Source organism: Marinobacter sp. 2_MG-2023 (assembly GCF_030546935.1).
Classification (GTDB): domain Bacteria; phylum Pseudomonadota; class Gammaproteobacteria; order Pseudomonadales; family Oleiphilaceae; genus Marinobacter.
The window spans coordinates 252,665-276,077 of record NZ_JAUOPH010000004.1 but is presented as its reverse complement, the minus strand read 5'-3'; the positions used below and the strand labels follow the sequence as shown (position 1 = coordinate 276,077).

Annotated in this window: 24 protein-coding genes; 14 read left to right on the top strand and 10 right to left on the bottom strand. The window is 53.7% G+C overall.

Annotated features, from left to right (window positions below):
* The first annotated feature begins 105 nt into the window (after positions 1 to 105).
* Both Q4501_RS11825 and Q4501_RS11820 read left to right on the top strand, forming a co-directional pair.
* Entirely contained in the window at positions 106 to 540 is a 435-nt protein-coding gene (locus Q4501_RS11825; RefSeq protein WP_303596441.1) for an SRPBCC family protein, read from the top strand.
* Positions 541 to 588: 48 nt separating this feature from the next.
* Positions 589 to 741 carry a hypothetical protein gene (locus Q4501_RS11820; RefSeq protein WP_303596440.1) on the top strand — a complete coding sequence of 51 codons (153 nt, stop codon included), beginning with the start codon at positions 589 to 591 and terminating at the stop codon, positions 739 to 741.
* Between the two features lie 132 nt (positions 742 to 873).
* On the opposite strand, the gene Q4501_RS11815 is transcribed toward Q4501_RS11820, so the two are convergent.
* The 4 genes from Q4501_RS11815 to coxB are packed head-to-tail and all read right to left on the bottom strand — an operon-like array spanning position 874 to position 5,192.
* Complete coding sequence (locus Q4501_RS11815) at positions 874 to 1,683, bottom strand: cytochrome c oxidase assembly protein (RefSeq protein ID WP_303596439.1); 810 nt, start codon at positions 1,681 to 1,683, stop codon at positions 874 to 876.
* Positions 1,674 to 2,030, bottom strand: coding sequence for a hypothetical protein (locus tag Q4501_RS11810; protein WP_303596438.1), 357 nt, complete (start codon positions 2,028 to 2,030; stop codon positions 1,674 to 1,676). Before Q4501_RS11810 ends, Q4501_RS11815 begins: the two co-directional genes overlap by 10 nt.
* Entirely contained in the window at positions 2,027 to 4,543 is a 2,517-nt protein-coding gene (gene ctaD / locus Q4501_RS11805) for a cytochrome c oxidase subunit I (protein ID WP_303596437.1), read from the bottom strand. Before ctaD ends, Q4501_RS11810 begins: the two co-directional genes overlap by 4 nt.
* Positions 4,536 to 5,192, bottom strand: a complete 657-nt coding sequence (coxB, locus tag Q4501_RS11800; RefSeq protein ID WP_303596436.1) for a cytochrome c oxidase subunit II — start codon at positions 5,190 to 5,192, stop codon at positions 4,536 to 4,538. Before coxB ends, ctaD begins: the two co-directional genes overlap by 8 nt.
* A gap of 96 nt (positions 5,193 to 5,288) precedes the next feature.
* Here coxB and Q4501_RS11795 point away from each other — a divergent pair, with 96 nt between their 5' ends.
* Positions 5,289 to 5,768, top strand: a complete 480-nt coding sequence (locus Q4501_RS11795; protein WP_303596435.1) for a DUF2231 domain-containing protein — start codon at positions 5,289 to 5,291, stop codon at positions 5,766 to 5,768.
* A 32-nt stretch (positions 5,769 to 5,800) separates the two neighbouring features.
* On the opposite strand, the gene Q4501_RS11790 is transcribed toward Q4501_RS11795, so the two are convergent.
* Positions 5,801 to 6,235, bottom strand: a complete 435-nt coding sequence (locus Q4501_RS11790; protein WP_303596434.1) for a CopD family protein — start codon at positions 6,233 to 6,235, stop codon at positions 5,801 to 5,803.
* 273 nt (positions 6,236 to 6,508) lie between these two features.
* On the opposite strand from Q4501_RS11790, the gene Q4501_RS11785 reads away from it, so the two are divergent.
* From Q4501_RS11785 to Q4501_RS11755, 7 genes are all read left to right on the top strand, one after another.
* On the top strand, positions 6,509 to 7,390 hold the full coding sequence (locus Q4501_RS11785) for a tetratricopeptide repeat protein (protein WP_303596433.1): 882 nt from the start codon (positions 6,509 to 6,511) through the stop codon (positions 7,388 to 7,390).
* Positions 7,380 to 9,788: an EAL domain-containing protein gene (locus Q4501_RS11780; RefSeq protein WP_303596432.1), complete on the top strand. Its 2,409-nt coding sequence runs from the start codon at positions 7,380 to 7,382 to the stop codon at positions 9,786 to 9,788. The genes Q4501_RS11785 and Q4501_RS11780 overlap by 11 nt, the downstream gene beginning before the upstream one ends.
* 172 nt (positions 9,789 to 9,960) lie before the next feature.
* Positions 9,961 to 10,362, top strand: coding sequence for a substrate-binding domain-containing protein (locus Q4501_RS11775; RefSeq protein WP_303596431.1), 402 nt, complete (start codon positions 9,961 to 9,963; stop codon positions 10,360 to 10,362).
* Positions 10,359 to 11,615 carry a hypothetical protein gene (locus tag Q4501_RS11770; protein WP_303596430.1) on the top strand — a complete coding sequence of 419 codons (1,257 nt, stop codon included), beginning with the start codon at positions 10,359 to 10,361 and terminating at the stop codon, positions 11,613 to 11,615. Before Q4501_RS11775 ends, Q4501_RS11770 begins: the two co-directional genes overlap by 4 nt.
* Positions 11,616 to 11,633: 18 nt before the next feature.
* Positions 11,634 to 14,468, top strand: a complete 2,835-nt coding sequence (locus Q4501_RS11765) for an EAL domain-containing protein (RefSeq protein ID WP_303596429.1) — start codon at positions 11,634 to 11,636, stop codon at positions 14,466 to 14,468.
* Between the two features lie 41 nt (positions 14,469 to 14,509).
* Complete coding sequence (locus Q4501_RS11760; RefSeq protein WP_303596428.1) at positions 14,510 to 14,965, top strand: DUF4112 domain-containing protein; 456 nt, start codon at positions 14,510 to 14,512, stop codon at positions 14,963 to 14,965.
* 121 nt (positions 14,966 to 15,086) lie between these two features.
* Positions 15,087 to 15,542: a GatB/YqeY domain-containing protein gene (locus Q4501_RS11755; RefSeq protein WP_303596427.1), complete on the top strand. Its 456-nt coding sequence runs from the start codon at positions 15,087 to 15,089 to the stop codon at positions 15,540 to 15,542.
* Between the two features lie 39 nt (positions 15,543 to 15,581).
* Here the strand turns inward: Q4501_RS11755 and Q4501_RS11750 are convergent, their stop codons facing one another.
* Both Q4501_RS11750 and Q4501_RS11745 read right to left on the bottom strand, forming a co-directional pair.
* Entirely contained in the window at positions 15,582 to 15,779 is a 198-nt protein-coding gene (locus tag Q4501_RS11750) for a hypothetical protein (protein ID WP_303596426.1), read from the bottom strand.
* 104 nt (positions 15,780 to 15,883) lie between these two features.
* A complete protein-coding gene (locus Q4501_RS11745; protein WP_303596425.1) occupies positions 15,884 to 16,381 on the bottom strand; it encodes a DUF2780 domain-containing protein in 498 nt (165 codons plus the stop codon).
* A gap of 212 nt (positions 16,382 to 16,593) precedes the next feature.
* Here Q4501_RS11745 and Q4501_RS11740 point away from each other — a divergent pair, with 212 nt between their 5' ends.
* Both Q4501_RS11740 and Q4501_RS11735 read left to right on the top strand, forming a co-directional pair.
* The gene (locus Q4501_RS11740; protein WP_303596424.1) at positions 16,594 to 17,703 is read left to right on the top strand and encodes a hypothetical protein; all 1,110 of its coding nucleotides are present in this window, start codon (positions 16,594 to 16,596) and stop codon (positions 17,701 to 17,703) included.
* A gap of 62 nt (positions 17,704 to 17,765) precedes the next feature.
* Positions 17,766 to 18,746 (top strand): tetratricopeptide repeat protein, encoded by a 981-nt coding sequence (locus Q4501_RS11735; RefSeq protein ID WP_303596423.1) that lies wholly within the window; start codon positions 17,766 to 17,768, stop codon positions 18,744 to 18,746.
* Positions 18,747 to 18,777: 31 nt separating this feature from the next.
* Here the strand turns inward: Q4501_RS11735 and Q4501_RS11730 are convergent, their stop codons facing one another.
* The 3 genes from Q4501_RS11730 to Q4501_RS11720 form a co-directional block, all read right to left on the bottom strand.
* Positions 18,778 to 19,788 (bottom strand): DUF6635 family protein, encoded by a 1,011-nt coding sequence (locus Q4501_RS11730; protein WP_303596422.1) that lies wholly within the window; start codon positions 19,786 to 19,788, stop codon positions 18,778 to 18,780.
* Positions 19,785 to 20,795: a low-specificity L-threonine aldolase gene (ltaE, locus tag Q4501_RS11725; protein WP_303596421.1), complete on the bottom strand. Its 1,011-nt coding sequence runs from the start codon at positions 20,793 to 20,795 to the stop codon at positions 19,785 to 19,787. Before ltaE ends, Q4501_RS11730 begins: the two co-directional genes overlap by 4 nt.
* Positions 20,796 to 20,864: 69 nt before the next feature.
* The gene (locus tag Q4501_RS11720; protein ID WP_303596420.1) at positions 20,865 to 21,533 is read right to left on the bottom strand and encodes a glutathione S-transferase family protein; all 669 of its coding nucleotides are present in this window, start codon (positions 21,531 to 21,533) and stop codon (positions 20,865 to 20,867) included.
* Positions 21,534 to 21,705: 172 nt separating this feature from the next.
* Between Q4501_RS11720 and Q4501_RS11715 the strand changes: the two genes are divergently transcribed.
* Entirely contained in the window at positions 21,706 to 22,731 is a 1,026-nt protein-coding gene (locus Q4501_RS11715; RefSeq protein WP_303596419.1) for a GTP-binding protein, read from the top strand.
* Positions 22,712 to 23,356: a DsbA family oxidoreductase gene (locus tag Q4501_RS11710; RefSeq protein ID WP_303596418.1), complete on the top strand. Its 645-nt coding sequence runs from the start codon at positions 22,712 to 22,714 to the stop codon at positions 23,354 to 23,356. The genes Q4501_RS11715 and Q4501_RS11710 overlap by 20 nt, the downstream gene beginning before the upstream one ends.
* The last annotated feature ends 57 nt before the right edge of the window (positions 23,357 to 23,413 follow it).

Genomic DNA, 23,413 nt, shown 5'->3' with positions numbered 1-23,413 from the left:
ATCATTAGAGTGTTAGTTCTTTTGGGATGAAGTTCAAGTAAGTTGCGGGGGGTAGACTTTGGCACATCAAACTATTGTTCTAACATTTGAACTCAAGGGGGCAACATGTTTCGTATTTGTGTAGAGCGCACGCTTGCCAAAGACATTGATATCGTTTTTGAGGCCATTTCTGATCATACCCGCTACCACAGGTTTCCTGGTGTTGATAAGTCCATCCTGGTTGAGTTGGGAGAGCAAGAAAAAAATGGTACCGGGGCACTGCGAATCATTGGCGCTGGGCCACTTGAACTGACCGAGCGTATTACGCGGTTTGAGAGGCCGGCCAGAATGCACTACCACATCGAGAAATCGAGACCTTTCTCTATTATGCACACTAAAGGTGAAATCATGTTACAGCCTGCAGGTGAGCGCACCAGAGTAACTTGGGTATCAGAGGGCCACATAAAAGCTCCCCTGGTCGGTCCGATTCTGGATAAGCTCGCTGAGCGCAGTTTTACGAAGGCTTTCAACTCACTTCTCAAGTCTATTGAGCGGCTTTAGTTGCTCACGGGTATTTTATCACACGCATTTTAATACGGGAGGCGGTTTATGGGTTTGGCTACCGCACTGCATGTGCTCTCTCCTGTGATCCGGGTTGGTGGCAAGCGGAGCTGGCGGCCGCTATCTCAAGGCTTGCTGAGCACTGATTGGGGGGTGTTGGAAGTGGTCTCCTACCCAAGCCCGGAATTCCTGCAAGGATGAACTTTGTAAGGTGAGCCTGCGTTGCAGCGCAGAGTGCGTTGTTATTTTTTAGGGTGTTTCAATTCGCTAGTTGAGTGCCAGTAGCGCTTGAAATGAAAACAGGGGGCTCCGTCTTCCCGGCCGACACAGTTTTTATACCCGGTGCTGCAACCTCTGATACATTCGCCAGCCGATCCAGCCAGAAGCAATCAAATAAGGAATAGCGCCCAAGACCCACATAATCAAACCTGCCAACTGTTGGTCTTGCAGGCTGCGCCCGGCTCCATATAAAGGGTTTTGAGCGAAGGTGAGTATGGCCCCCAGAAAACCGGTATGTATCAGTGTAAAGAGCAAGGCAAACAATGCCCAACCAACGGTGCGCTGAGGGCTTTTCAGCACGGACCACCAGAATAGGCCTGCGGTGATCAGGAAACACGCGTGTTCAACGAGGTGCCACCAGGGGTTCTCCAGGGCCAGGACGTAAAACCGGGGAATGTGCCAGAACCAGATCATCGCGCCATGGAGGTACGCCATATAAACCGGATGCTGTACCAGGTTAAGCATGGGCATCCACAGGCGAGCCAGCAGTCGCCCGCTCCCTGCAGAGAGTTGCGGTAGGGGAGTGGTCAGTACCCAAAATGGCGCAATGATCACCATAAATACCATGTGCTGGACCATGTGGGCCGCGGCACTGCTTTCCGCCCAGTGGTCAAGAGGCCCCCAAAGCGCAAAAAAGCTGATGATCATGGTGCTATGAAAGCCCAGTGCTTGCGACCAGTGCGGCGCTACCCGCCGTGCGCCTAGGATGTAAGCAAGCCAGACCAGAATAAAAATGACCAGACCGATCAAGGCGGTTATCTGATCTGCGCCATCGCTGGTTATAGGACTATGGCCAAAGGCCGGCGAGCTCAGGCCAAGCAGAGCTAAAATGATCCACGGCCCAGTGCGCGTTTTCATACACATGGCGGCAACCTTACGCCCGGCAGAACCAGCATCAATGATGCTACCGCTGATACCAGATAGACTGCAGCGGACGTTTTGCTGATGAATGTATTGAGAGGCTGGGCTTTGGCGGCAGATGACGGCGAAGAAGCCTTCCAGCAAGCGTAGGCGCAAGTCAATAGATAGCCGGTGACCATGAGCGCCACCACCAGGGACGCTGCATTTATCCAGGTCCAGGCTCCATCCCCCGCATCCGGTGGTGCGAAGGCACAGCCGATGGATAAGCCTCCATAGAGCAGGACAAACCACAGCGCCCAGATGATCAGCCCAAGAACCAGGTTTATTGGATGAAACGGAGAGGGGGTCATGGCGCTCCCCATGCCATCGGCAACAGCAAAAACATGGCAAAACTGAGCCAGAAAACGCCCAGGGTATAGACCCAGAACGGCTGAATCACGATGGGTTCGTAAGGCAGACTGGAGCCAACATATCCCCGCTGTACCCGCAACGCCTGAAGTACTGTGAAGATCATCGCAAGCCCGCTGTGTAGCAGAAGGTAATAAAGTGCTACCGTCAGAACCGCGTCATGAGCCAACTCCGTCGGTTGTAATGACGATGTTTGCAGCACCCAGGCCAGCAAGCACCAATGGGTGAATCCGATGGCCGAAGCAAGCCACAGACGCAGGCCAAGGCTGCCTGCATTGCGTTTGCGCAGTCGGGAGACAGCACCATGGTAGATCATTACCGCAAGGGTTAGCAGTATCCCGCTTGCTGCCAGAGGAATCAGTGCCAAGGGGCTTGTTTCGGGCGTTGACCATTGTGGCGCAGCCGTCCAGAGATAGAACCAGCCAAACAACAGCGAAACATAGAGGGTTCCATTGGCCATCAGGCTGACCACCATGCCCCATAGCCCGGGGCCATCACAGGTACGGGAGTGCAGTGGTGGGTCCACAGGATCGTTGGTGCCTACTGGCGCGGCTCTGGGGTGGGCGCCGTTCTCCCAGCTCCAACGCAGCACCAATACAAGCGCTACCGCAGCGGCTGCCAGAGCTATCAGGTAGGCTTTGATCAGCAAGCTGACGCATACCACCGCCAGGACTGTGGCAGTCATCAGGGGTAGCCAGGAGTTGGTGGGCAGGTGAACCACTTCTCTGACTTTGCCGGTGACAGCATCTGATCCATATATATCCCGCCTCAGGCTCTGGACTTCCGCCAGACCATGTTCGCCAGCGGCGATGCTTTCTACGAGCTCGGGGTTTTCCCACATCGGATGCCGGGTGGTGATATCGGGCATACTCGAAAAATTATAGGCATTCACTGGCATTGGGATGGCCCATTCCAGAGTATCTGCGCCCCAGGGATTCTGCTCAGCTCGGCGACCAAAACGGAAATGCAATACGATGTCGACAATGATCACTGCGACACCGATCGCCATTATGAATCCACCGATGGAGGAAATGAGGTTGAGCCAATCCCAGCCTAGCCCCGCTTCATAGGTGTAGACTCGCCGGGGCATGCCCAGCAGCCCGGTAAGATGCATCAGCAGGAAGGTGGTATTGAATCCACCGAAAAACAGCCAGAACCCCCAGCGGCCCATTTTGTCCGAGGGCATACGGCCGGAAACATGGGGCAACCAATAGTAAAAACCGGCGATCAGCGGAAAGAGCATGCCACCGACCAGCACGTAATGCAGGTGAGCGACCACAAAGTGTGTGTCGTGAACCTGCCAGTTGAAGGGCACCAGTGCCAGCATCACGCCCGTCAATCCGCCGCAAACGAAGACCACCAGAAACCCGACGATCCAGAGCATTGGCAGGTGAAACACCACTTTGCCCTGCCAGAGTGTTGCCAGCCATGCAAAAATCTGGATACCTGTGGGAACCGCTACCAACATGCTGGCTATAGAGAAGAAAGCCTGGGCCAGCTGCGGGATGCCCACCGTAAACATGTGGTGTACCCACAGCCCAAAGCTGACAAACCCCATGGTAATAATGCCCAGCACCACCCAGCGATAACCCACCAGCGGTTGCCGTGCGAACACCGGAATTAGGGTAGATACAATCCCTGCTGCAGGCAGGAAGATGATGTAGACCTCCGGGTGTCCAAACATCCAGAACAGGTGCTGCCATAGCAGAGGGTCACCACCGCCAGAGGTTTCAAAGAATACGAACCCGACTGCACGCTCGAGTTCAAGCAGCACACTGCCGAGGATCAGGGGTGGAAAGCCAAATACGATCATCAGCGCCATCGCGAGGATGTACCAGCAGAAGATTGGCATTTTGTTGAGGGCCATGCCGTTGGCACGAGTTCGCAAAATGGACACGACCAGCTCTACGCCGGCGGAAATCGCGGATATTTCCACAAAGGTGATGCCCAATAACCAGAAGTCCGAGCCCGGGCCAGGCGAATAAGTGTTGCTGCTCAGAGGCGTGTACATAAACCAGCCGGCGTCCGGCGCTACCTCAAGCACCAGACTGGAGAGAATAATCACACCACCAAACAGGTAACAGTAGTAGCCCAGGGCGCTCAAGCGAGGGAATACAAGGTCCCGAGTGCCGATCATCTTTGGCACCAGATACATCGCTACCCCTTCGAGCACCGGGATCGCAAACAGGAACATCATCACCGTGCCGTGCATGGTGAAAATCTGGTTGTAGAGGCTGGCCTCAATAATCTCCTGCTCGGGCATCGCGAGTTGTGTGCGGATTAACATCGCTAACACGCCACCGATCAGAAAAAATATCATCCCGGTGGCCATGAACCTGAACCCTATGGAGGTATGGTTCACTGCTGCCAGAGCGCCCCATCCGGGTAAATTGCCCCACACATGTTCCAGTTGCGCTTCCCGTTTGCAGTTTGCCTCTTCTGACAGGTTAGTCATTAACGGTCTCCTCGCGGAGCCATGCCTGGTAATCTTCCGGGCTGTATGCGGTTACCGTAAATTTCATATGAGCATGATGGGTGCCGCAGAATTCGGCACACTGGCCACGATAGGTGCCGGGTTCATCTGCTTGCAGGCGCAGTACATTCGTGCGGCCAGGTAGCATATCCAGTTTGCCTCCCAGGCGGGGAACCCAGAACGAATGAATAACATCAGCACTGGTAAGGTGAAGGTCAAGGGGGACTCCGGCTGGAACGTGCAGTTCGTCCTTCAGCTGAATACCTGAGTCCGGATATTGCACTTCCCACCACCATTGGTGTGCCGTGACGTTGATCCGGAGCGCTTTCCCTTCTGCAGGTGGCAGAGGTAGCATTTGATGGCCGGCGGGGACACCAAACGCCAGAATCACTGCCATACTGGTGATCGGCAGTACCAGGCCACCCCAGAGAATCCACCGGTTCTGGACCTGCCTGGCTCGAGCTTTCGACACGGGCTCCGGGGCACGCCTGATGGCGTATAGCCAGAGCCCGACCACGACCACAAGAACGAATGTGAACCAGCCAAACATTCCCCACCACAACCATGCTGCCGAGAGAGCGTTAGGGCCGGCGGGAGAAAGCGTGGAGAACTCGCCCTGACATCCGGCCAACAATCCACCTGTGCCAATTACACCCAGGGCTGCTACTCTTTTTATTTCTGACGGAGAACAACTCCTGCTTCGCAACTGCACGCTTTGAGGGTAGCCATGGCCAAGGAACACATCGTCAGTCGTATGTCGATTATGGGTCACCCGATCCACCCCATGCTGATCCATTTCCCGGTGGCCGCTCTGCTGCTGCTTATCGCAACGGATATTGGTTACGTCATGACCGGAGACTTTTTCTGGGCTCGCGCCGGCGTCTGGCTTGCGGCTATAGGAATGGCTGGTGGCTGGTTGTCTGGCTCGGTCGGGTTGCTGGATCTTGTCATCGTCAAGCAGATACGTCAGCTCATTACCGCGTGGTGCCACGCGTTGCTGGCAGTGATGCTGCTTTCCATTGCCACCCTTAACTGGTTTCTCAGGGTGGGCGAGCCTGATCAACTTATTGTGCCCTGGGGGCTTTATCTTTCTCTGCTTACCGGTGTGCTGATAACCATCACCAGTTTGCTCGGCGGCGAGTTGGTCTACGATCATGCCGTTGGTGTTTCCCCTGAAAAGATGGCAGAACGTCGGCAGGACCCCTGATGAGTCAGTAAGTCTGGCGAGTTTGCTGTACCTCATGGAATGCTCTCGAAAGGGGGCTTGGCGAGAACAACCCACAGCACAGCGATAATCAGCGTGCCGGTCACCAGAGCCGAAGCAAGGCACCACCGCCGCACCGGCTTACCACTGCCGCTCTCCGCCCGCAGAATCAACAACCCAAGCAGCGCGTGATTAATGACCAGCAACACCACAAGGGTCAACTTGATGATCAGCCAGATACCGATATTGTGATAAACAACGAATACGAGTGTGCCTGCAATAATGGAAGACAGAGCAATTGGTGTCGCGACATGAGTAAAGAGTAGCCGCGGAAGACGTTGACGGAGCACCAGGCTGTTTTCGGTCTCTGAAGAGGTATAAACAGTGCCGGACACCAGCGCTGGAAGGTAGACAAGCAGGGCAGTCCAGAAGAGCAGTGCCACAATGTGAAGTATAAGGAGCCAGTTCAAGTTGAAAACAACCTCTCTGGTGCGGTGGCTTGTTTGTGTTCTAACCTTGCGAAGACCTTATCACTGACCTGATAGGCGTACAAAGCCCGTTGCGGTAAAGCAGGCCTGGCTTATTTGCCTGGTTCATGCAAAAAGGTAGCCCAGCCAACCAGGCTGTTTTCAATACGTTACAATGTCGTCGAGGACATCAGGGAATAGGTGAATTAGAGTTCATTAAACCGGGGTGTTTTCCCGACGCATGGCCGTAGGCTTTTAGATCTTCTGGTGAAGCTGATGTATCGATTGTTTGTCATCATGATGAGCGCAGTGCTTCTTGGAGGCTGCGGCAACTTAAAGACGGCTGAGGTTCTGAGTCGCACCGGTGACGCGCTTGTTAAAATCGGGCAGAAGACGCCTGCTTCCGGTCTTGATCAAGAAGTCAGGCCGCTTTTCGAGCAACCGTATATTGATCCGTTAACGGAGTATTTGCGGCGTCATGAGGGCGATTCCACCAAAACGGCGCAGCTCGATCAGGTAAGGCAGGAGCGCGAACGCCGCTGTGCTGCAGTTGCTCTTCGTTATAACAAAGATGAGATTTCCGAAACCGGCTTGGCACTTTATCGTCGAGGCTATGGCTTTTCATGTCCGCAGGATGTGGCAGCCTATGAGGCGCGGCTTGAAGCCATGCAGCACCCGCCAAAATCCGTGCAGAAGGCTGTCAGCGCAAATCCAGGGGCGTCGGATTTAGAGGGTGTTGGGAGCGGGGCTCACGACGATGCAACTGCTGAGCCAGAACTCAAAGCCGAAACTGTTACAGAATCCCGTGAGTTGAATGATTGCTACCTGCTCACCCGCATTCGAAATTTCAGTGGTGCATTGGAGGCCTGTCGTGGCCCCGCCGAAGCCGGCGTTGCAGGTGCGCAGGCAAGTATGGCGCAAATTCATAGCGCTCTGGGACACCATGAGCAAGCCTATCAATGGGCAATACAGGCCGCGACAGAGTCTGGCCAGGCAGCCTATCTTCTTGGCGAAATGTATGCTCATGGGCATGGCGTCGCACAAGATAAGGCGGCGGCAATAAAGTGGTTCAAAGTGGCTGCAGAGCTTGGCCAGGCAGAGGCTCAAAAGGCTCTGGATGATCTGGCTTCAGCCGCTGCGGGTACCAATGCCGGTTAATCAGCTGTCGCGGTCAGTCGTTTCCAGGTGGCTAAGGCCACATCTGGGCTTCTGGCGCAGCAGCTACGCCATGCATACCATCATGGGGCTTCTTGTTCTGTTGGTTGCGCTTTTTGCGGTCGGCATGTTCCTGTTATCTCATCTCAACCTTAGCTACTCCCAGCAGGCAATGTACGAGTTGCGCCGGGACCAGATCCGCGATGTGTTTTTCACCGGGCTGGTTCGGATTGATGCCCGTCAAATTGCGTTGGAGAGCCAGGTAGCGACTCTCGCGACAATTGGGGAGACGTTCTACCGGTTATCGAGGGAACGGCAGGGTTCGCCACAGTCCCAGCGCCAACTTCAGGGCCAGCTTGAAAAAGCTTTGCAGAGCCGACTTGAGAGTGAAGGCGGTGTTTCTGGTGCCGGCCTTTGGTATCAGCCGGGCATCGTCGCACCAGCCGGCGAACGTTATGCGCCTTATCTGGTCAAGGGCGAAGTTGGTGGCTCCCGAGTGCAATCACGATCAACTGACTTCCTGCAGACCCACTGGTATGGGCTTACTCTGGGCCGTGCCGACGCCCTCAGCCCTAAAGTTGACGCTCCTGTCTACTGGTCACCTGTGTACTTTGATATGGCAACCGAGCGCGCCATTTTAACTCTCGCTTTGCCGATGGTCAGTGCCGAGGGTGAGTTGATCGGTGTCGCGACCATTGATTGGGCATCGGATCAGGTGGTGGATCTGGTCAGCCGAATGGAGGTTACGCAAAACAGTTTTTCTTTTCTCAACGATCGCAACAATCGGAATCTGTCCAGCCTCAGTCAAAACCAGGACCCGATTCAGGAGCAGATGTTGATTGATGCCATTCTCGCGGCGAACCTTTCGGAAAAGGATCTGGGTGTGCCGAAAGCATCAGGTGATAGCCAAACACCTGAAGAGCGCCTGCGCACACGTCAGCTTGAGGTGGACGGCCGACTCTATGAGCTGTATTACGCCACTACGCCGGCAGGCATGGTCTACGGTGCCGGGGTTCCAAAGGACGAGATCGACCGCGTGCTGGTACCCATGCGTGATACCAATTACCGGATTCTGCTGATCACGGGTTCGATTCTGCTGATACTGAGCCTTTACCTGCTATATCGGATCGCGCAGCTCATGCATGAGTTGCAAGCGTCCTATACAGATGCCCTGACCGGTCTGCCTAATCGTGTGCGTTTGCTGCGAGATTTGCAGGATAGACAAGATGCCTGTCTCATTCTCCTGAACCTGGATCGGTTCAAGGAAATCAATAGCTTGTTTGGCAATGACTGTGGCGACGCCGTTTTGCTGGCCATGCGCAAGCAGGTACGAACGTTTGTCCGCACTCACTCTCACCCCTTTGGGCTTTCTCCAGAGCTTTATCGTTTGTCCAGTGATGAATTTGCGCTCTTGGGCCCTGGTGTTGCTGAGTCTCGGGTGCGCACTTTCGCCAGTGAATTGATCGACTTTCTTTGTTCGCAAAAGGTTATCTGGCGGCAGCAGGTGTTAACCCTGGACACCAGCGCAGGCATTGCCTTCCAGAGAGAGCGTAAAGATGACGCCGCAGCTGACCGTTTGCTCAACCAGGCGACCATCGCTGTTTTGCAAGCACGGGACCAGATGCGTCAGTACCTGTTTTATGATCAAAGCCAGGAAGTAGAAAAAGGGTACGAGAAGAATCTTTACTGGGCCCGTCGTTTGAAAGAAGCGATCGAGGCCGGCACCTTACGTCCATACTTTCAGCCAATTCACGACAACGTGCAGGGCAGGTTTACCAAGTATGAGTGCCTGGTGCGAATGGATGACCCCGAGCATGGTGTGATTGCTGCCGGGCAGTTCATTGAGGTGGCCAACAAGCTACGCCTTAATCGACAGATCACCAGAATCATGGTGGAAAAAGCGTTCACTGCGTTTGCCACACAGCCCTATGCGTTTTCCATCAACTTGTCCTATGTTGATATTGTAGATCCCGAAACCCTGGCCCTGATTCTGGAGCATCTGCGAGCTAGCAATATTGGCGAGCGTGTGATCTTTGAGATTCTGGAGTCTGATGGCATCGGCAGTTATGGCGATGTTTTGCAGTTTATTGAAAAAGTTAAATCTTTCGGGTGCCGGATTGCAATAGATGACTTCGGTACCGGCTATTCCAATTTTTCCCACCTGCGCAAGCTGAACGTGGATTTCATCAAGATAGACGGTAGCCTCATTCGCTATCTGGCGCAGGATCATACGGCGTTTCTGGTGACCAAAGGTATTGTGCAGTTCGCCCGGAGTATGGGGATCAAGACAGTAGCAGAATTTGTACACAGCGAAGCAGTGCAGGAGCGTGTTGTGGAGCTTGGTATCGATTTCTCCCAAGGAGAATACTTCGGCATGCCTGCGCCAGGTATCAAAGGTTAACACTTTACTACATTAAGGATTAACTTTTGGTCATGAATTCGGTTAGCATTCACTACAAAGGAGTTTTTGCTAAAGCTGTTGCTTGAAGTTGCCTTCTCAAGTGCACAAAAAATAAATGGGTCTTATGGATAGAGCTAACTGCGGTTACTTGAGAAAAGGATTCAGCGCGCTAGTGTTCATCGCGCTGTTTTCTCTTACCCAACCGCTACTTTCGGCCCCGAAAGTCATAGTCAACGACGATGCAGGCATCACCTCGCTGGACTCCTCCCACCTGAGCCAGATCTTTGCCATGCAAATCCGAAAGTGGCCAAACGGCCTCGCGATCGAAGTCTTCACGTTACCTAGCGAGAATGAACTTCACCGCGAGTTCGTCATTAATCGGCTGCATATTCAAACCCACCAACTCGACCGCATCTGGAACCGGATGCTTTTCACCGGAACAGGCAAAGCACCAGCCGTTGTCAATTCTCAGGCTGAGATGGTTGAAATGATTCGAAGCACACCCGGTGCAATTGGGTATACCTCCGCAGACTACCCGACGGGAAGTATTGTGACCCTGGGAGATAAGGAATGATGAGCAAGTTCTCCTCGGTGATTCTGGGCATTATTGCTGCAGTAATGATGGCACCGGCAACCGCACTTGAGCTGGGAAGCTCATCAGAGCTCCATGGGTTCGTGAGTCAGGCGTACCTGTACAGTCCGGATAATCCATATGCAGGTACCGATTCCCTTGACGGTTCTTTCAAGTTCCGTGAAATCGGCATAACCGGTTTTACTGAAGTATCTCCGGAGTTTCGATTGGCGGGGCAAGTGATCAGCCGGCAACGAGACGAAAGCGATGATGGTGATTTGCGGATTGACTTTCTGCTGGCGGATTACCTTTTCTACAGTGATATGGGTACGACCGCCGGTGTTCGTCTCGGCCGGGTAAAGAACAACGTAGGCTTTTATAATGCCACTCGGGATATACCTTCTGCCCGGCCCGGTTTTAATGTGCCAGACTCAATCTATTTCGACTCTTTACGAGACAGCATTCTGTCTACCGATGGCATTAATCTTTATGGTTCTCGGTTGTTTCAGGGTAACCAGCTGAACTGGGAGGTCTTCGCCGGTCGAAAAAGCGTTGAAAGTGAGCGCCTTGAGTATTATATCTTCGGCCGCCCGGTAAGTGAGGGTGAGTTTAACGATATGTCTCTTTATGGGCTGAATCTGAATTTCGTGCCGGCAGCCCAGAGGAGCCTCAAGCTCGGCTTCAGTTTGCTGGACTCGGGTGTGGATCTGGACAACCCCCAGAGTGTTTCCAATGCTCAAATGGCGTTGTTTGCGGCAGGACCGGCAGATATTGCCATGAACGCACAAAACTATGTCACGGGCACGAGAGTTGATGTCTTGTTTGCCATCCTCTCGGCTCAGTACAGCTACCGCGACTGGGTGATCACGGCGGAGTATATGAACCTGTTCAGCGACCTCGAACTTCAGATCGCAGGAGTGGAAAGCGACAGGAGCAACACCACCGAAGCTTATTATCTTCAGGTTGAGTGGCTGCCGACGCTTGCCACCTCTTGGTTTGTCCGTTATGAAGAGCTGTACCTCAATAAGGACGACCGTTCGGGCGGCAACCTGTTGTCGCCGAACGATCCATACCGGGGATTTGGCAAGGGCTGGAGCTTGGGTGGCAAGTGGATGTTCTACCCTCGATGGACAGTCACCGGACAGGCCAGCTTCAATGAGGGCACAGCATGGCTGCCCAGCTACAGTGGCATAGAAGATTATAACGTCAGTAAATACTGGAATTATTATGTCATCTCGCTGACCTTTCAGTTTTAGCGGCGCGGGCGCACAGCGATGTTTGTCAGCATCAAGTGGAAGGCGGTTGTATTTCTCAGCCTGGTATTGGTTGTGATTACTGCTGCCTGGGTCGCGCAGCACGTTTTCAAAACGTTCGATTACTATGAAAACCGGGTGACAGATATACACCTGCAGCAGGAGCGCGTAATTGATCGCCAGCTGGAGGAGAGTGCCCTTCGCCTGTCCCAACTAGCCCAGCTGATCGCTGAAACACCGCAGATTCAAGCTGCGGATGAGAGTAATCCGCAGGCGGAAATGAACCAATTCCTCCAGCGCGAGTGGTTTAAGCTCAACCTTAATACCGGACTTGATTACCTTGCGGTCTATTCGGCACAGGGAAATCGACTGGGCTCTGCAATGAATCTGGTTTTTTTTCGTGATCCGGCCGGCTTGGGCCAGGCAATTGATCAGCTTGTGCAGGCGAGAGAGCCAGGAACGCCTCAATCTTTCCTGTACTGTGGTTTTGGCTGCTCCCAGTTCGTCATCGAGCCCTTTGTGCTGCAAGATGGCTCCGAAGCTGTGATGGTAGTGGGTCAGAATATTGCCGACGTAATCCAGCATTTTCAGCAGATATCCACAGACGATTTGGCCATTATTCTTGACGGCCTGGCCGCAGACAATGCCGATACAGGGAATGAACGCTCGCTTGGCAATTGGAACAAAAGAGTATGGGCGGCCAGTAATTTTTCACAAACCTTTGCTCAGCTCAAGGCCGTTGAAGCAATAGCACCATTCAGCATCCTTCGCAGTGGCCAGGCCTTTGTTCATGAATCACGACGAGTGCTTTTCAACACGCTTGATCTGACCCGCTTCAAAACTATGGGCACTGCGCCGCACTTCGTAGCAATCATTGACGACACCTGGCAATACAACAATCTCGTCAATTCCGTAAAAACCAGTCTGTTGATAGGGGTGCTGGCGCTGGTCATTGCTGAAGTCCTTCTTGTCATGCTGATACTAAGCCCTCTGCGACGCCTGATCGCAGTTGTCGAGGCGCTAAACTTATTGCCAAAGCATGAATATGAGCAAGCACAGAAGAAAATACAGGGGCATCGGGGCTACCTCAGTGACGAGCTCACCCTGCTTGAGAAAAGTACCCGTTTTGTCACCCAGGAACTGAACACCTTGCATACCGAAGTTGAGCAGAAAAACCATTCGCTCAAAAGCCAGATCGCCATCATTTCCCGTTCCCGAGCTTTCCTTGAGCGCCTGATTGACAGTTCGCACCTGTTTATTGCGACCCACACCATGAATGGCGATATTCTGACTACGAATACGAGATTTGAGAGGGAGTTCAACAAACCGCTGACAAGCTTTAGGGAGATCTTTAAATCAGACGCTGTCTATGCGGACTACACAAGCAAAATCGCCCTCCTGCAAAACGGTAAGCTTGACGCCATTCAGTTCGATGCAAAGTTCACGAACGATCAGGGACACACCGTCTTCGCAGACTGGACCTGCTCTCTGGTCGAAAATGAAAACGGGCAATCCGTCGTCCTTGCTACGGGCGTAGATCTGACCCAGCGGAAACGTGATGAACAAGCACTGGAATGGCTGGCAAATAACGACCCTTTAACATGTATAGGAAACCGTCGGGCCTTTCAGCATGATTTGGCCAGCGCTCTCGAAGCCGGGACCGCGGGTGCCATCGTCTTCATCGACATTAATCGGTTCAAGCAGATTAATGATCTTTATGGCCATGCGGTCGGTGACAGCGTTCTGATTCAGATCGCGAATTCACTGACCGCGAGTGTACGAGCCAGCGACTCCATCAGCCGGCTGGCAGGGGATGAATTTACCGTTATCCTGCCAGGAGTTACCCCGGCTCAGCTTCAGGCTGTGCTCGTTAAACTCTCGACTCAGCTCAACGGCGAAGTTCTGATCCCGGCCGAGGGGCGGACCGCCGAGTACAGTGTCAGTATTGGTGCCGCCTTGATTCCAGATCACGGTACCACCGAGCAGGAACTGGTGGTGCATGCAGACATGGCGATGTACCAGGCCAAGAAAAAAGGCGTCAACCAATGGCAAATCTTTGACCCCGCAGACAATAATCTGGAGGGGCTGCGCCGCGACCACGCTCTGACGGCGTTGTTGAAGCGCGCCTTGGCCGAAGACGGTCTGTTCGAGCTGCATTTTCAGCCGATTCTGTTTCTTGAGGAGAACAGGATCAGTCACCACGAGGTCCTGCTGCGATTGAAGGACAGCTATGGCGCTCCGGTTTTTCCCAGCGAATTCATCCCCGCAGCAGAGCGTATGGGACTGATCCGATTGGTTGATACCTGGGTGCTGGAAAGCGCCATCCGGAGATTGGCTGCTGAGAATGCTGAAGGGGGTGCCACGTGTTTTGCTGTCAATGTGTCGGCGCCAACGCTTCAGACGGCGGATCTACCCAGGATATTGACTGACCTGATTCGAAAATATCAAATAAGCCCCGGGCAGCTGATTCTGGAGCTGACAGAAACCGCCTATATAGAAAACTTCCAGATGGTTCTGTCGAACCTGGAGGAAATCAACGCTACGGGTGTCATGATTGCCCTGGACGATTTCGGCGTGGGTTTCTCATCATTCAGCTATCTCAAGAAGCTGCCCTTGAGTTACGTTAAGCTCGATGGCTCTTACATTCTGGATTTGGACAAGAATCCGGATAATCAGGTGTTTGTTGAAAGTCTCACCAACATGGTTAATGCATTCGGGATGCAGACGATTGCGGAATTTGTCGAAGATGAAGTGACGCTGCTTAAGTTACGGGAGCTGGGCGTTGATTTCGCGCAAGGCTACCATATTGGCAAGCCATCACCCGTATTGGTGAGGACGACAGCAACCCCACGCTGATAGAATAGTCGATATCGGGTTTCTGACTTTCTGGATGTTCTATGGCCAAACCTACCGAAGCCCGTCAGAGGGCGATTCTTGCGAGGCTGGACAAGTTCAGCCGCTTTACTGACAGCAGTATTGGTATTCCTTTCACTCGAGTCCAGATCGGGGCAGAGGCTGTTATTGGATTGTTGCCGGTGGTAGGCGATGCTGCAGGCCTGGTGCTGGCAAGTTATGTGTTGGTGGAGGCCCAGCGTGCCGGAGCCAGTAAGGATGTAAAGCTGCGCATGCTGCGCAATATGGGTATCGATTTTGTTGGTGGTCTGTTGCCTTTAGTCGGGGATGCCTTTGATGCGATTTATAAGGCCAATACTCGTAATACCCGGTTGCTGAGAAACTATCTGGAAGAGCAGCTAACGGTGGAGCCGCCCCCGCCACCTTTTCCCTGGAAAACCCTGATCGGATTGTCCATTCTGTTTGGTGTTATTACCACGGGCGTAGCCTTCGTTTTTTAACTGTCTCTTTCTTCAGCATGTCCCGTTCAGCAGCGTTCGGTGTGTAGTATCCTTTCGCTACACTCGTCTCTTTGATTATTGCGAAGTTCATTCTCTTAACTATTGGAACAGGAGCTCAACAATGGCGGAATTATCACTCAAGGAACAATTGAGCAGTGCGGTTAAAACTGCGATGCGGAACCGGGAGAAACTTCGGCTTGTCACTCTTCGTACGGCGCAGGCCGCGATCAAGCAGATTGAAATTGATGAGCGCCGCGAGCTGGGTGACGAAGACGTTCTGAAAGTGCTGGATAAAATGCTCAAGCAACGCCGCGATTCTGCCCGCCAATATGACGATGCTGGTCGTCAGGAGCTGGGTGATACTGAGCGGGCGGAAATGGTGATTATTGAAGAGTTCATGCCTGCAGCTCTTACGGAGGATGAACTGGACAACCTGATTAGTGCGGCAATCAGCTCAACCGACGCCCAGGGAATGCAGGACATGGGGCGCGTGATGAATGAGCTACGTCCACAGGTGCTTGGCCGGGTGGAAATGGGCCATCTGGGTAAGAAGGTGCGAGCCGCATTGGCGGGCTAATGCCCGCTTGATATCTGTATGGAGCTGGCAGGTAGCAATTCAGTGACGCGGGTTTTTGTCGTCGGAGGAATTGTCATCGGATAAACGCTCACCGGATGAGTCGTCACCTGGCCGGAGGTAGTAGTCCTTTTCTTCGAAGGTTTTCATGTCAGGGTCTTCAACGTTGTTCTTGCGACGGCCCTGATATAGCCAGAAAGCTAGTGCTGCGCCAATAATGATCAGGATGATCCACTTCATGCTTGTTCCTCCGCCCATTGGTATGCTTTACATTCATGCATGCCGCAGGGCGATCCGTCAATGTTGAACGTGGCGCAGCATTGTAGCTTCTGTAAGCCTTGCTCTTAACTGGCAGGTGTCCACAGGCCCTGTAACTGGCCTAGCAGAGAAGAACCAACGCCCTGGTCTCCCAGGAAACTCATCACGATTGGCACGAACTGCTGAATCATGGAACTGTCCATGCCCAGTGCAGAAAAGGCCGACTCGACCCCGCTCATGGATGAAATGTTGGAGAGCATGCTTTCCGTCAGGCTATTGCCGCCGCCTAGAAGGCTGGACAGGCCTGAGGCCTGGCTGGTGAGAGAGCTCATAGTGTTGGCGCCTAGCTCACTTTGGGCCAGTTGCAGTAGTGCACCTGTGCCACCTGCGGCTTGAGCTTCGGTAACACCGAGCTGTTCTTCAAGCTGACCCATCAGTTGTTGGGCTTCGCCGTTGACTTCTGTTGCTGAGGTGAGTGCTGCTGTTCCGCTGGACAGAGCGCTATCCAAGCTGAAAGCACCAGCAGAGGGTGCTAGCAGATAAATGCTCGAAACAAAGAGAAACTTTTTGAGAATAGCGTTCATTGTGGTGTCCTAGGGTATGAAGGTTCTGAAGTTAACTAATATATGGGGCGCTTTGGTCAAAATAAAAGTGCGGGAAACCGAGACGCCCACATCCAGACGTGTCACTTTTCACGGATTTGATGAAAAAATGCTCTAGCCAGTCTGGAAAATTCGTGAGAAGTATTTAAACTGATTTTGATGTGTGTGAGTTTAATACAGGTACAGATGAGTTCATGAAGCCTATTGTTTTGCTTCTGACGTTGTTTTTTGCCCTGGCTGGTTTGGCTCGTGCACAAACGGACTCGCTTCAATCTTCAGCGGCTACGCCGCCAACTGGTAGCAGTAAATTCAGCCTTGCCGACCTGCGTGATGATTCGACAACAGCACAGCCAGCCCCGCTATCCGCTGCTACTCCCGACGACGATGAACGTGAACGCTCCAGCGAAACAGGCATTCGCCTGAGCGATATTCCGCTCCAACGGGATCGCATTGCGCTAGAGAACGCCCATGTTGAGCTTGAGCGCAAGAAACAATCGCTCGACCTTCTTTGCAGTTGCTCCTCGGAGCGAGCCGGTTGCTACGATAATTCCTACGGCGCAATCAAGAGCGACATCCTCCGGCTTGAAGACCAGCGGCTAGATCAATGCAATAAGTTGCAGAAGCAAGTCTCATTGTTGGATATGACACCACCGACTATCGAAGAGGCCCGGGTTGCGATCACAGCTCTCGATCGGCGGCGTGAAACCCTCAGGCTTTATGACGCACAGGCTGACACGCTTATCGCTGATGCAGAAAAGGAGCATCAAAGGCGCGTTGCCCAGGCGCGACAGCCAGACAATGACAGCAGTTCGTTTCAGTGGGGTAAGTTGGCAGCACTTGGTGCGGGTGCTCTTGCCGGCGGCCTGACGGAACTGGATGTTGAAGACCAGGTGGCCTTTGTCGGGGCTATGGTTCAGGACAGTACGGCTGGAACCGACGGCATGGGGAATATGCGTGCACAGGCGGGGAATGCGGTTGCTTCAAATACTGCGAGCACCGGCCATTCAGGCACCGGGCATTCATCCAGTACTCGAACTGTGCCTGGCGCCCATGCTTTGGCCTGTAATCTGGTGAGTCAGTCTATGTGTGTGGAATACACATTGGGTAGCCAAAGTACCTATGATCAGTTTCTGGCGCAGTGTCGCCAGGCGGGGGCCGAGATACACTCACAGTGTCCTGTTTCAGGGCCTGCCTGCCGAATAGAATCTGAAAACCGGACTTCCGTGACCATCACACCAGGCACGGATCCAGCTACTGTCAGAGATTTGTGTGCGGCGAGTGGGGGCACTTTCAGCTTCCATTGATCACTGCCGTCTGGTTTTTAGTTGGCATTACTTCAAAATCAGAAACCGCGGATGAAGCGATTATGTGGAGATTCTTTCCAGTAGTTCCTGGCTGTGTGATTACGCGATGCCTGCAGCTTATGCTGGTATTTACGTTGTCTGTTATTGCGAGCGGGTGTGCCAGTAACGCAGTGTTAAATGAGCCGGTTTCGACAGAGCAGCGGGACGTGTTGTTGGCGGAAGATTTAAGCGAGGTGGCAGCCATATCTGTGCCTTTCGGTGGGTACGAATCCGAGCCGGTGACTATCTGGCTCAACGACGTTGCCGTTGGAACCCAACACCGAGGCCTCGTTCGGCTGCCATTGTTGCCGGGTAGCTATCGCTTGAAAACCCAGCTCGAAGGGCATGAGTCGAATGAGCTGATGTTTACCATCCGCCAGGGCCAGGAGCTTTATTTTAAGAATGTAGGTCCCTGGATCTGGAGTCCCTATGGTGAGATCCCCAGACATGAATTCCAGGAGTGGTTTGACAATCTGCATTGGTACAGTCGTGTTGTAATTGAACCCTCCAGGCCGCGCCACGATTACCTTCCTCAAGCAGAGCGGCAATTGGTCAAGGCGTGCCTTGATCAGCCTTCACTGGAGACCTGCGCACCCGTCTACGACACCATTCCCCATGTGCTGATTGCCCCCGCGGAACGTCAGACGATGGTCACCGTTGTGGAATCTGATCGGCGGGCCGTTGCTGCAGATGAGAGGAGAAGGGTGCTAGAAGCCTCGCTGCCTAAAGAAGTGCTGGTGGATAAGTATATGATTGCCTTGCGAGATGCTCTGGCAGCCAGAAATTACGAGAAAGCTTTACCGGCTTTCGAGCGCCTGGAAGAGCTTGAAGTGCCGCTGGATCCGGATTTTTATTATTTCTATGGCGAAGCACTTCATGAAACGGGGCGGCAGGAAGAAGCCCTTGAAGCCACTGGTAAGTATCTGCGTGAGCAGGGCAGCCAGGCGCGTTTTTATGAGGACGCTCTGCAGCTGCTGAACCAGATACAAGAGGTTCTCGGCTAATGTTGGTAATGCCTTGCGCCGACTGGGGTCCTTAGATTAAACCAGACCTGATCATGTCGAAGGCGTCCAGAACCCGTGCGACATATTGGTCTTTGGGGCGGAAGCTGTTTTGGGTGCTCAGTGTTACGTCCTGCTCCAGATGATCCAGCAGTTTGTTCAGGCGTCGTCGGTGCAGGCCGAGTGCAGCCTGCAATGGGTCGGAAATAACCCCGGACAAAGCCGCAAACGCCGCCAGTGTCGCCATAACAGCAAGCATCACGCTGGCCGTCGTCGCCAGCGACGGCTCAGGTGGAAATACGCTGTAATACCAGCCGCCGATGGTTTCGCCCAGAATAAAGTCTCTCGCAGCCAGGTTCTTTGCGACCATGGATGCGAGTACCACGCCCAGGCCTATGCCCCCGGGGGTAAATTTCTGAAAGGCAAAGGCGCCCAACACGGTGCATGAAATGCTGTTGGTGATATCGGCGGAAGCGGTTCGGGTTACCCGATATTGGCGGAGAGCGTCTCCGATCAGGGGCTCGATCAGTTTGGTGAAACGCTGGTGATCTACCGGTTTATGGGTATTGCGTGCATAAACTTCCTCCAAGGCTTCAACCAGGTAGCTCTCTAGCAGGTGCGCTTCAGGCAGGGCACTGTCAGCAAGATGAATGGCTTCCTGCTTGTTGAGCAGGTCTGTCTGAATCAGGTTCGAGATGTGCTGCTGCACCCGAGTAGTAAAACCTGCCGGCACAGAGTCGGCTACGGCGTGCAGCCACTTGAGGCCGGCCCGGTTGCGAGGCATGATTTTCACCAGACACGCCAGTGCGTAAAACGGCGCCCAAAGCAGGTTGACCGGGGCTCGAACCATGTCCCACCCCAGTGCCATCCGGTTGGTTGCAACAGCGCCCGGGTAATTAAAATGACGGTCGATAAACGCAGGCACCCTTGCCCGACAGTCGGCAAAGTATCGCGTTATTCCCAAGCGTAAAGCCTGTGCTATTTCAGCTTCCGGGATGCTCTGGTCTGGCTCAGCCCCCGTCTCCGGTTTTTCTACCTCTATCACGATTGGTAGAACCCCTGGATGGCGCCTAGCAACCGGTCTACATCTTGCCGGTCCACATCCAGGTGCGTTACGAATCGAATGGGGTCGCCTGCGGTGACCTGTATGCCCAGATCCGCGAGATAGTCGCGCAGTTGCGAAGCGCGGCCGGTTCGGCAGCGGGCGTAGACAATGTTGGTCTGGGTGCTGGCGGGGTTAATTTCCAACTGTGGAATGGCGGCAAGGCCGGCGCTCAGATATTCGGCGTTTTCATGGTCCTCGTAAAGCCGGTGTGGGCCCTGTTCCAGGGCGATGCGCCCGGCGGCTGCCAGTATCCCGGCCTGGCGCATGCCACCACCTACCATTTTGCGCAGCCGTGTCGCGCGGTCGATAAAGGCTTTTGTACCCAGCAGCAGCGACCCTACCGGTGCACCCAGCCCTTTTGAGAGACAGACGCTGACCGAGTCGTAGTGCTTGGTTATCTCGGTTACATCGCAGCCCGATTTGACTGCGGCATTGAATATCCGGGCGCCATCGAGGTGCAGTTGCAGCCCGTGGTCGTCGCAAAATTCGCGAGCCTGGCGCTGGTAGTCCAGTGACAACACCTTGCCGCCAATGGTGTTTTCCAGCGAGAGCATGCGGGTGACGGCGAAGTGGAAGTCGTCAGCTTTAATAGCAGCTTTGGCTTTTTGAAGGTGGATGCTTCCGTCTGGCTCATTTTCAATGGGTTGTGGCTGCACACTGCCCAGCACGGCGGCGCCGCCACCTTCGTAGCGATAGTTGTGTGCCGACTGGCCGCAGAGGTACTCATCCCCCCGCTCGCAGTGGCTCATGATTGCCAACAGGTTGGCCTGGGTGCCTGTGGAGGTGAACAAGGCGGACTCAAAGCCCAACCGCTCGGCTGCGTATGCCTGCAGGCTGTTTACGGTTGGGTCGTCGCCATACACGTCGTCTCCAACCTCGGCGCTGGCCATAGCCTTGCGCATGCGGTCGGTTGGCCGAGTAACTGTGTCGCTGCGAAAATCGCTCATGTTGATAGCACCTCGTGAGTCATCCGGGGTACTACACTTTACAGGGCACTTGAGCTCTATGCTGCCCACTTAGGCAAAATCGTAATCTCCACCTTTCTCCAGGCCTTTCTGATAAGCAGTTCTCGCATGAACTCGTTTAACCCAGGCTGTGATATTTGGCCGGCTTTTACCGACAATACCCCGGGCTACTGAGGCTTCCAGCGGAAAGCTCATCTGAATATCCGCAGCGCTCAGGTTGTCGCCAAGAAACCAGGTGTTTTTCGCCAGATGGGATTCGACAAAATCAAGGTGTGTTTTGATCATGGGGCCGATGAAAACCTTATTGGTCTTGTCTGCAATACCTTTTGCGACGGGCTTGATAAAAAACGGCATCGGGCTGGTTTTCACCTTTTCAAATACCAGGCGCATAAGCAGAGGCGGCATCAGGGAACCTTCGGCATAATGCAGCCAGTAAGTGTAATCGAGCCACTTCTGCCCGCCGCTCTCTGGCAGTAGAGTGTCTTTGCCGTAGGTGTGGGCGAGGTATTCGATTATCGCGCCTGATTCGGCGACAACCAGATCGCCATCGGTGATCACCGGCGATTTGCCCAGCGGGTGTACTTTTTTAAGGCTTGCGGGTGCCAGCATGGTTTTGGGATCACGTTCGTAACGCTGTATTTCGTAGGGGACTCCCAACTCTTCCAGCATCCAGAGAATCCGCTGTGAGCGGGAGTTATTGAGGTGGTGAACTGTGATCATGCGGGAGCTCCGTTCGCGAAAAAATGAGTAGACTAGTACAGTAGTCCGCAATTGGCTTTTTGGTTCACTGTTACCGCATATTTTATGCTGCCCACTCCGATTTCGTATGCATGGAGTGATATGTTATAACGTGGCGAAGCAGTCAAAGCCGCACAAGAGAACGTTTCTTTAAATGCCAATCTCTAAACCAATTCCGACCAACGTCATCACCGGCTTTCTGGGTGTTGGGAAAACCACAGCTATTCTGCACCTGCTTAAGCATAAGCCTGAAACCGAACGCTGGGCCGTGCTTGTCAACGAGTTTGGCGAGGTGGGTATCGACGGCAGTGTGCTCGAGGGGCACGAAAGCGGGCAACAGGGTGTCTTCATTCGCGAGGTGCCGGGTGGCTGCATGTGTTGCGCTGCCGGTTTGCCTATGCAGGTGGCGCTTAATATGCTCATCGCTCGCGCCAAACCGGACCGGTTGCTGATTGAGCCTACCGGCCTTGGCCACCCCAAAGAGGTGCTCGAGGTTCTGGGCTCAGAGCACTACAGGGAAATACTGGATCTTCGCGCGACGATTACCCTCGTTGATGCACGAAAAATTCACGACGCCCGGTACCTGAACCACGCAACCTTCAACCAGCAGTTACGTGTCGCCGACGTGATAGTTGCCAACAAAGCAGAACAGTATCAGCCCGGAGATTTGCCGGCGCTGCTGGACTATCTCCATAAGACATTGAACGCCCGGTCGGAATCCGTTTTTCCAGTAAGCCGGGGGGCGCTGGAGCTTGGCTGGCTGGATACCTACGCCGGTGACGACCGCTTGCCCGATCATCATGCTGCCCCCCAACAATTCTTCTCCTTTGCAAAGGCAGTCGATACTCCGACTGAAGGCTATCTTGGTGTTGGGAAAGAAAGTGAGGGGTTTTACAGCCAGGGCTGGGTGTTTGACGCCGACTGGGTGTTTGATGCAAGCCGGCTGCACACGCTGCTTTCAGGTGCGGAAGCTGAACGAATCAAAGGCGTATTTAAAACTGATCAAGGAGTCATTGCTTACGACAAGGCGGATAACGTACTGTCTGAAACCAGGCTGGAAATGAGTCCGGATAGCCGTCTCGAATGTATTAGCTCTGACAAGCACGCACTCGAGTATCTGGAAGAAGCCGTAATTGCCTGTTCAAATTCGAGGACTCATTATGATCAAGATGCACATTGATATCGTTTCTGACATCGCTTGCCCCTGGTGCGCCATTGGCTATGCTCGGCTGGAACGTGCAATGGCGCAGTTGGCGCCCGAGTATGAATTCACTATCGAGTGGCATGCGTTTGAACTGAACCCTGAGCATAGCGGGGAGGGCGAACCGATTTTGCCGGCTCTGGCTCGGAAATACGGGAAGAGCGAGGAAGAGGCGCGTGCAACCCAGAATCAGATGATGACGATTGCGAGAGATCTTGGCATCAACTTCGATAAATTGCAGGAGCGGCTAACCTGCAATACCTTTGATGCCCACCGATTGGTCAAGTGGGCCGGCGAGCAAGGGCTTCAGACTGGTATGAAGCAGGCACTGTTTGAGGCCTATTTTGGCAGGGGGGAGAACGTCTCAGACCACGATATTCTTGTCCAGTGCGTTAAAGGTCTGGGATTGGATCCGGCACAGGCCAAGGTTGTCCTTGAGTCGGACCAATACGCGCAGACCGTGCGAGAAGACGAAGAGAATTATCAGAAGGCCGGCGTCACGGCTGTCCCCGCGTTTATTATCAACAACAAGTACCTCATTGCAGGCGCTCAGGAGCCCGCTACTCTGGTAGAAGCCTTCCAGGAAATCGCCACCGAACAATAATGCGAGCCCGGCTTTGTGAGAGCCTCCTGTTCTCCGATCTGGGCCACTCGCCCCACA

Excerpts from the sequence above, each read along its gene's own strand:
- Q4501_RS11825 (WP_303596441.1), top strand. The coding sequence starts at position 106 with ATGTTTCGTATTTGTGTAGAGCGCACGCTTGCCAAAGACATTGATATC.
- Q4501_RS11820 (WP_303596440.1), top strand. The coding sequence starts at position 589 with ATGGGTTTGGCTACCGCACTGCATGTGCTCTCTCCTGTGATCCGGGTT.
- Q4501_RS11815 (WP_303596439.1), bottom strand. The coding sequence starts at position 1,683 with ATGTGTATGAAAACGCGCACTGGGCCGTGGATCATTTTAGCTCTGCTT.
- Q4501_RS11810 (WP_303596438.1), bottom strand. The coding sequence starts at position 2,030 with ATGACCCCCTCTCCGTTTCATCCAATAAACCTGGTTCTTGGGCTGATC.
- ctaD (WP_303596437.1), bottom strand. The coding sequence starts at position 4,543 with ATGACTAACCTGTCAGAAGAGGCAAACTGCAAACGGGAAGCGCAACTG.
- Q4501_RS11795 (WP_303596435.1), top strand. The coding sequence starts at position 5,289 with ATGGCCAAGGAACACATCGTCAGTCGTATGTCGATTATGGGTCACCCG.
- Q4501_RS11785 (WP_303596433.1), top strand. The coding sequence starts at position 6,509 with ATGTATCGATTGTTTGTCATCATGATGAGCGCAGTGCTTCTTGGAGGC.
- Q4501_RS11780 (WP_303596432.1), top strand. The coding sequence starts at position 7,380 with ATGCCGGTTAATCAGCTGTCGCGGTCAGTCGTTTCCAGGTGGCTAAGG.
- Q4501_RS11770 (WP_303596430.1), top strand. The coding sequence starts at position 10,359 with ATGATGAGCAAGTTCTCCTCGGTGATTCTGGGCATTATTGCTGCAGTA.
- Q4501_RS11765 (WP_303596429.1), top strand. The coding sequence starts at position 11,634 with ATGTTTGTCAGCATCAAGTGGAAGGCGGTTGTATTTCTCAGCCTGGTA.
- Q4501_RS11760 (WP_303596428.1), top strand. The coding sequence starts at position 14,510 with ATGGCCAAACCTACCGAAGCCCGTCAGAGGGCGATTCTTGCGAGGCTG.
- Q4501_RS11755 (WP_303596427.1), top strand. The coding sequence starts at position 15,087 with ATGGCGGAATTATCACTCAAGGAACAATTGAGCAGTGCGGTTAAAACT.
- Q4501_RS11750 (WP_303596426.1), bottom strand. The coding sequence starts at position 15,779 with ATGAAGTGGATCATCCTGATCATTATTGGCGCAGCACTAGCTTTCTGG.
- Q4501_RS11745 (WP_303596425.1), bottom strand. The coding sequence starts at position 16,381 with ATGAACGCTATTCTCAAAAAGTTTCTCTTTGTTTCGAGCATTTATCTG.
- Q4501_RS11740 (WP_303596424.1), top strand. The coding sequence starts at position 16,594 with ATGAAGCCTATTGTTTTGCTTCTGACGTTGTTTTTTGCCCTGGCTGGT.
- Q4501_RS11735 (WP_303596423.1), top strand. The coding sequence starts at position 17,766 with ATGTGGAGATTCTTTCCAGTAGTTCCTGGCTGTGTGATTACGCGATGC.
- ltaE (WP_303596421.1), bottom strand. The coding sequence starts at position 20,795 with ATGAGCGATTTTCGCAGCGACACAGTTACTCGGCCAACCGACCGCATG.
- Q4501_RS11720 (WP_303596420.1), bottom strand. The coding sequence starts at position 21,533 with ATGATCACAGTTCACCACCTCAATAACTCCCGCTCACAGCGGATTCTC.
- Q4501_RS11715 (WP_303596419.1), top strand. The coding sequence starts at position 21,706 with ATGCCAATCTCTAAACCAATTCCGACCAACGTCATCACCGGCTTTCTG.
- Q4501_RS11710 (WP_303596418.1), top strand. The coding sequence starts at position 22,712 with ATGATCAAGATGCACATTGATATCGTTTCTGACATCGCTTGCCCCTGG.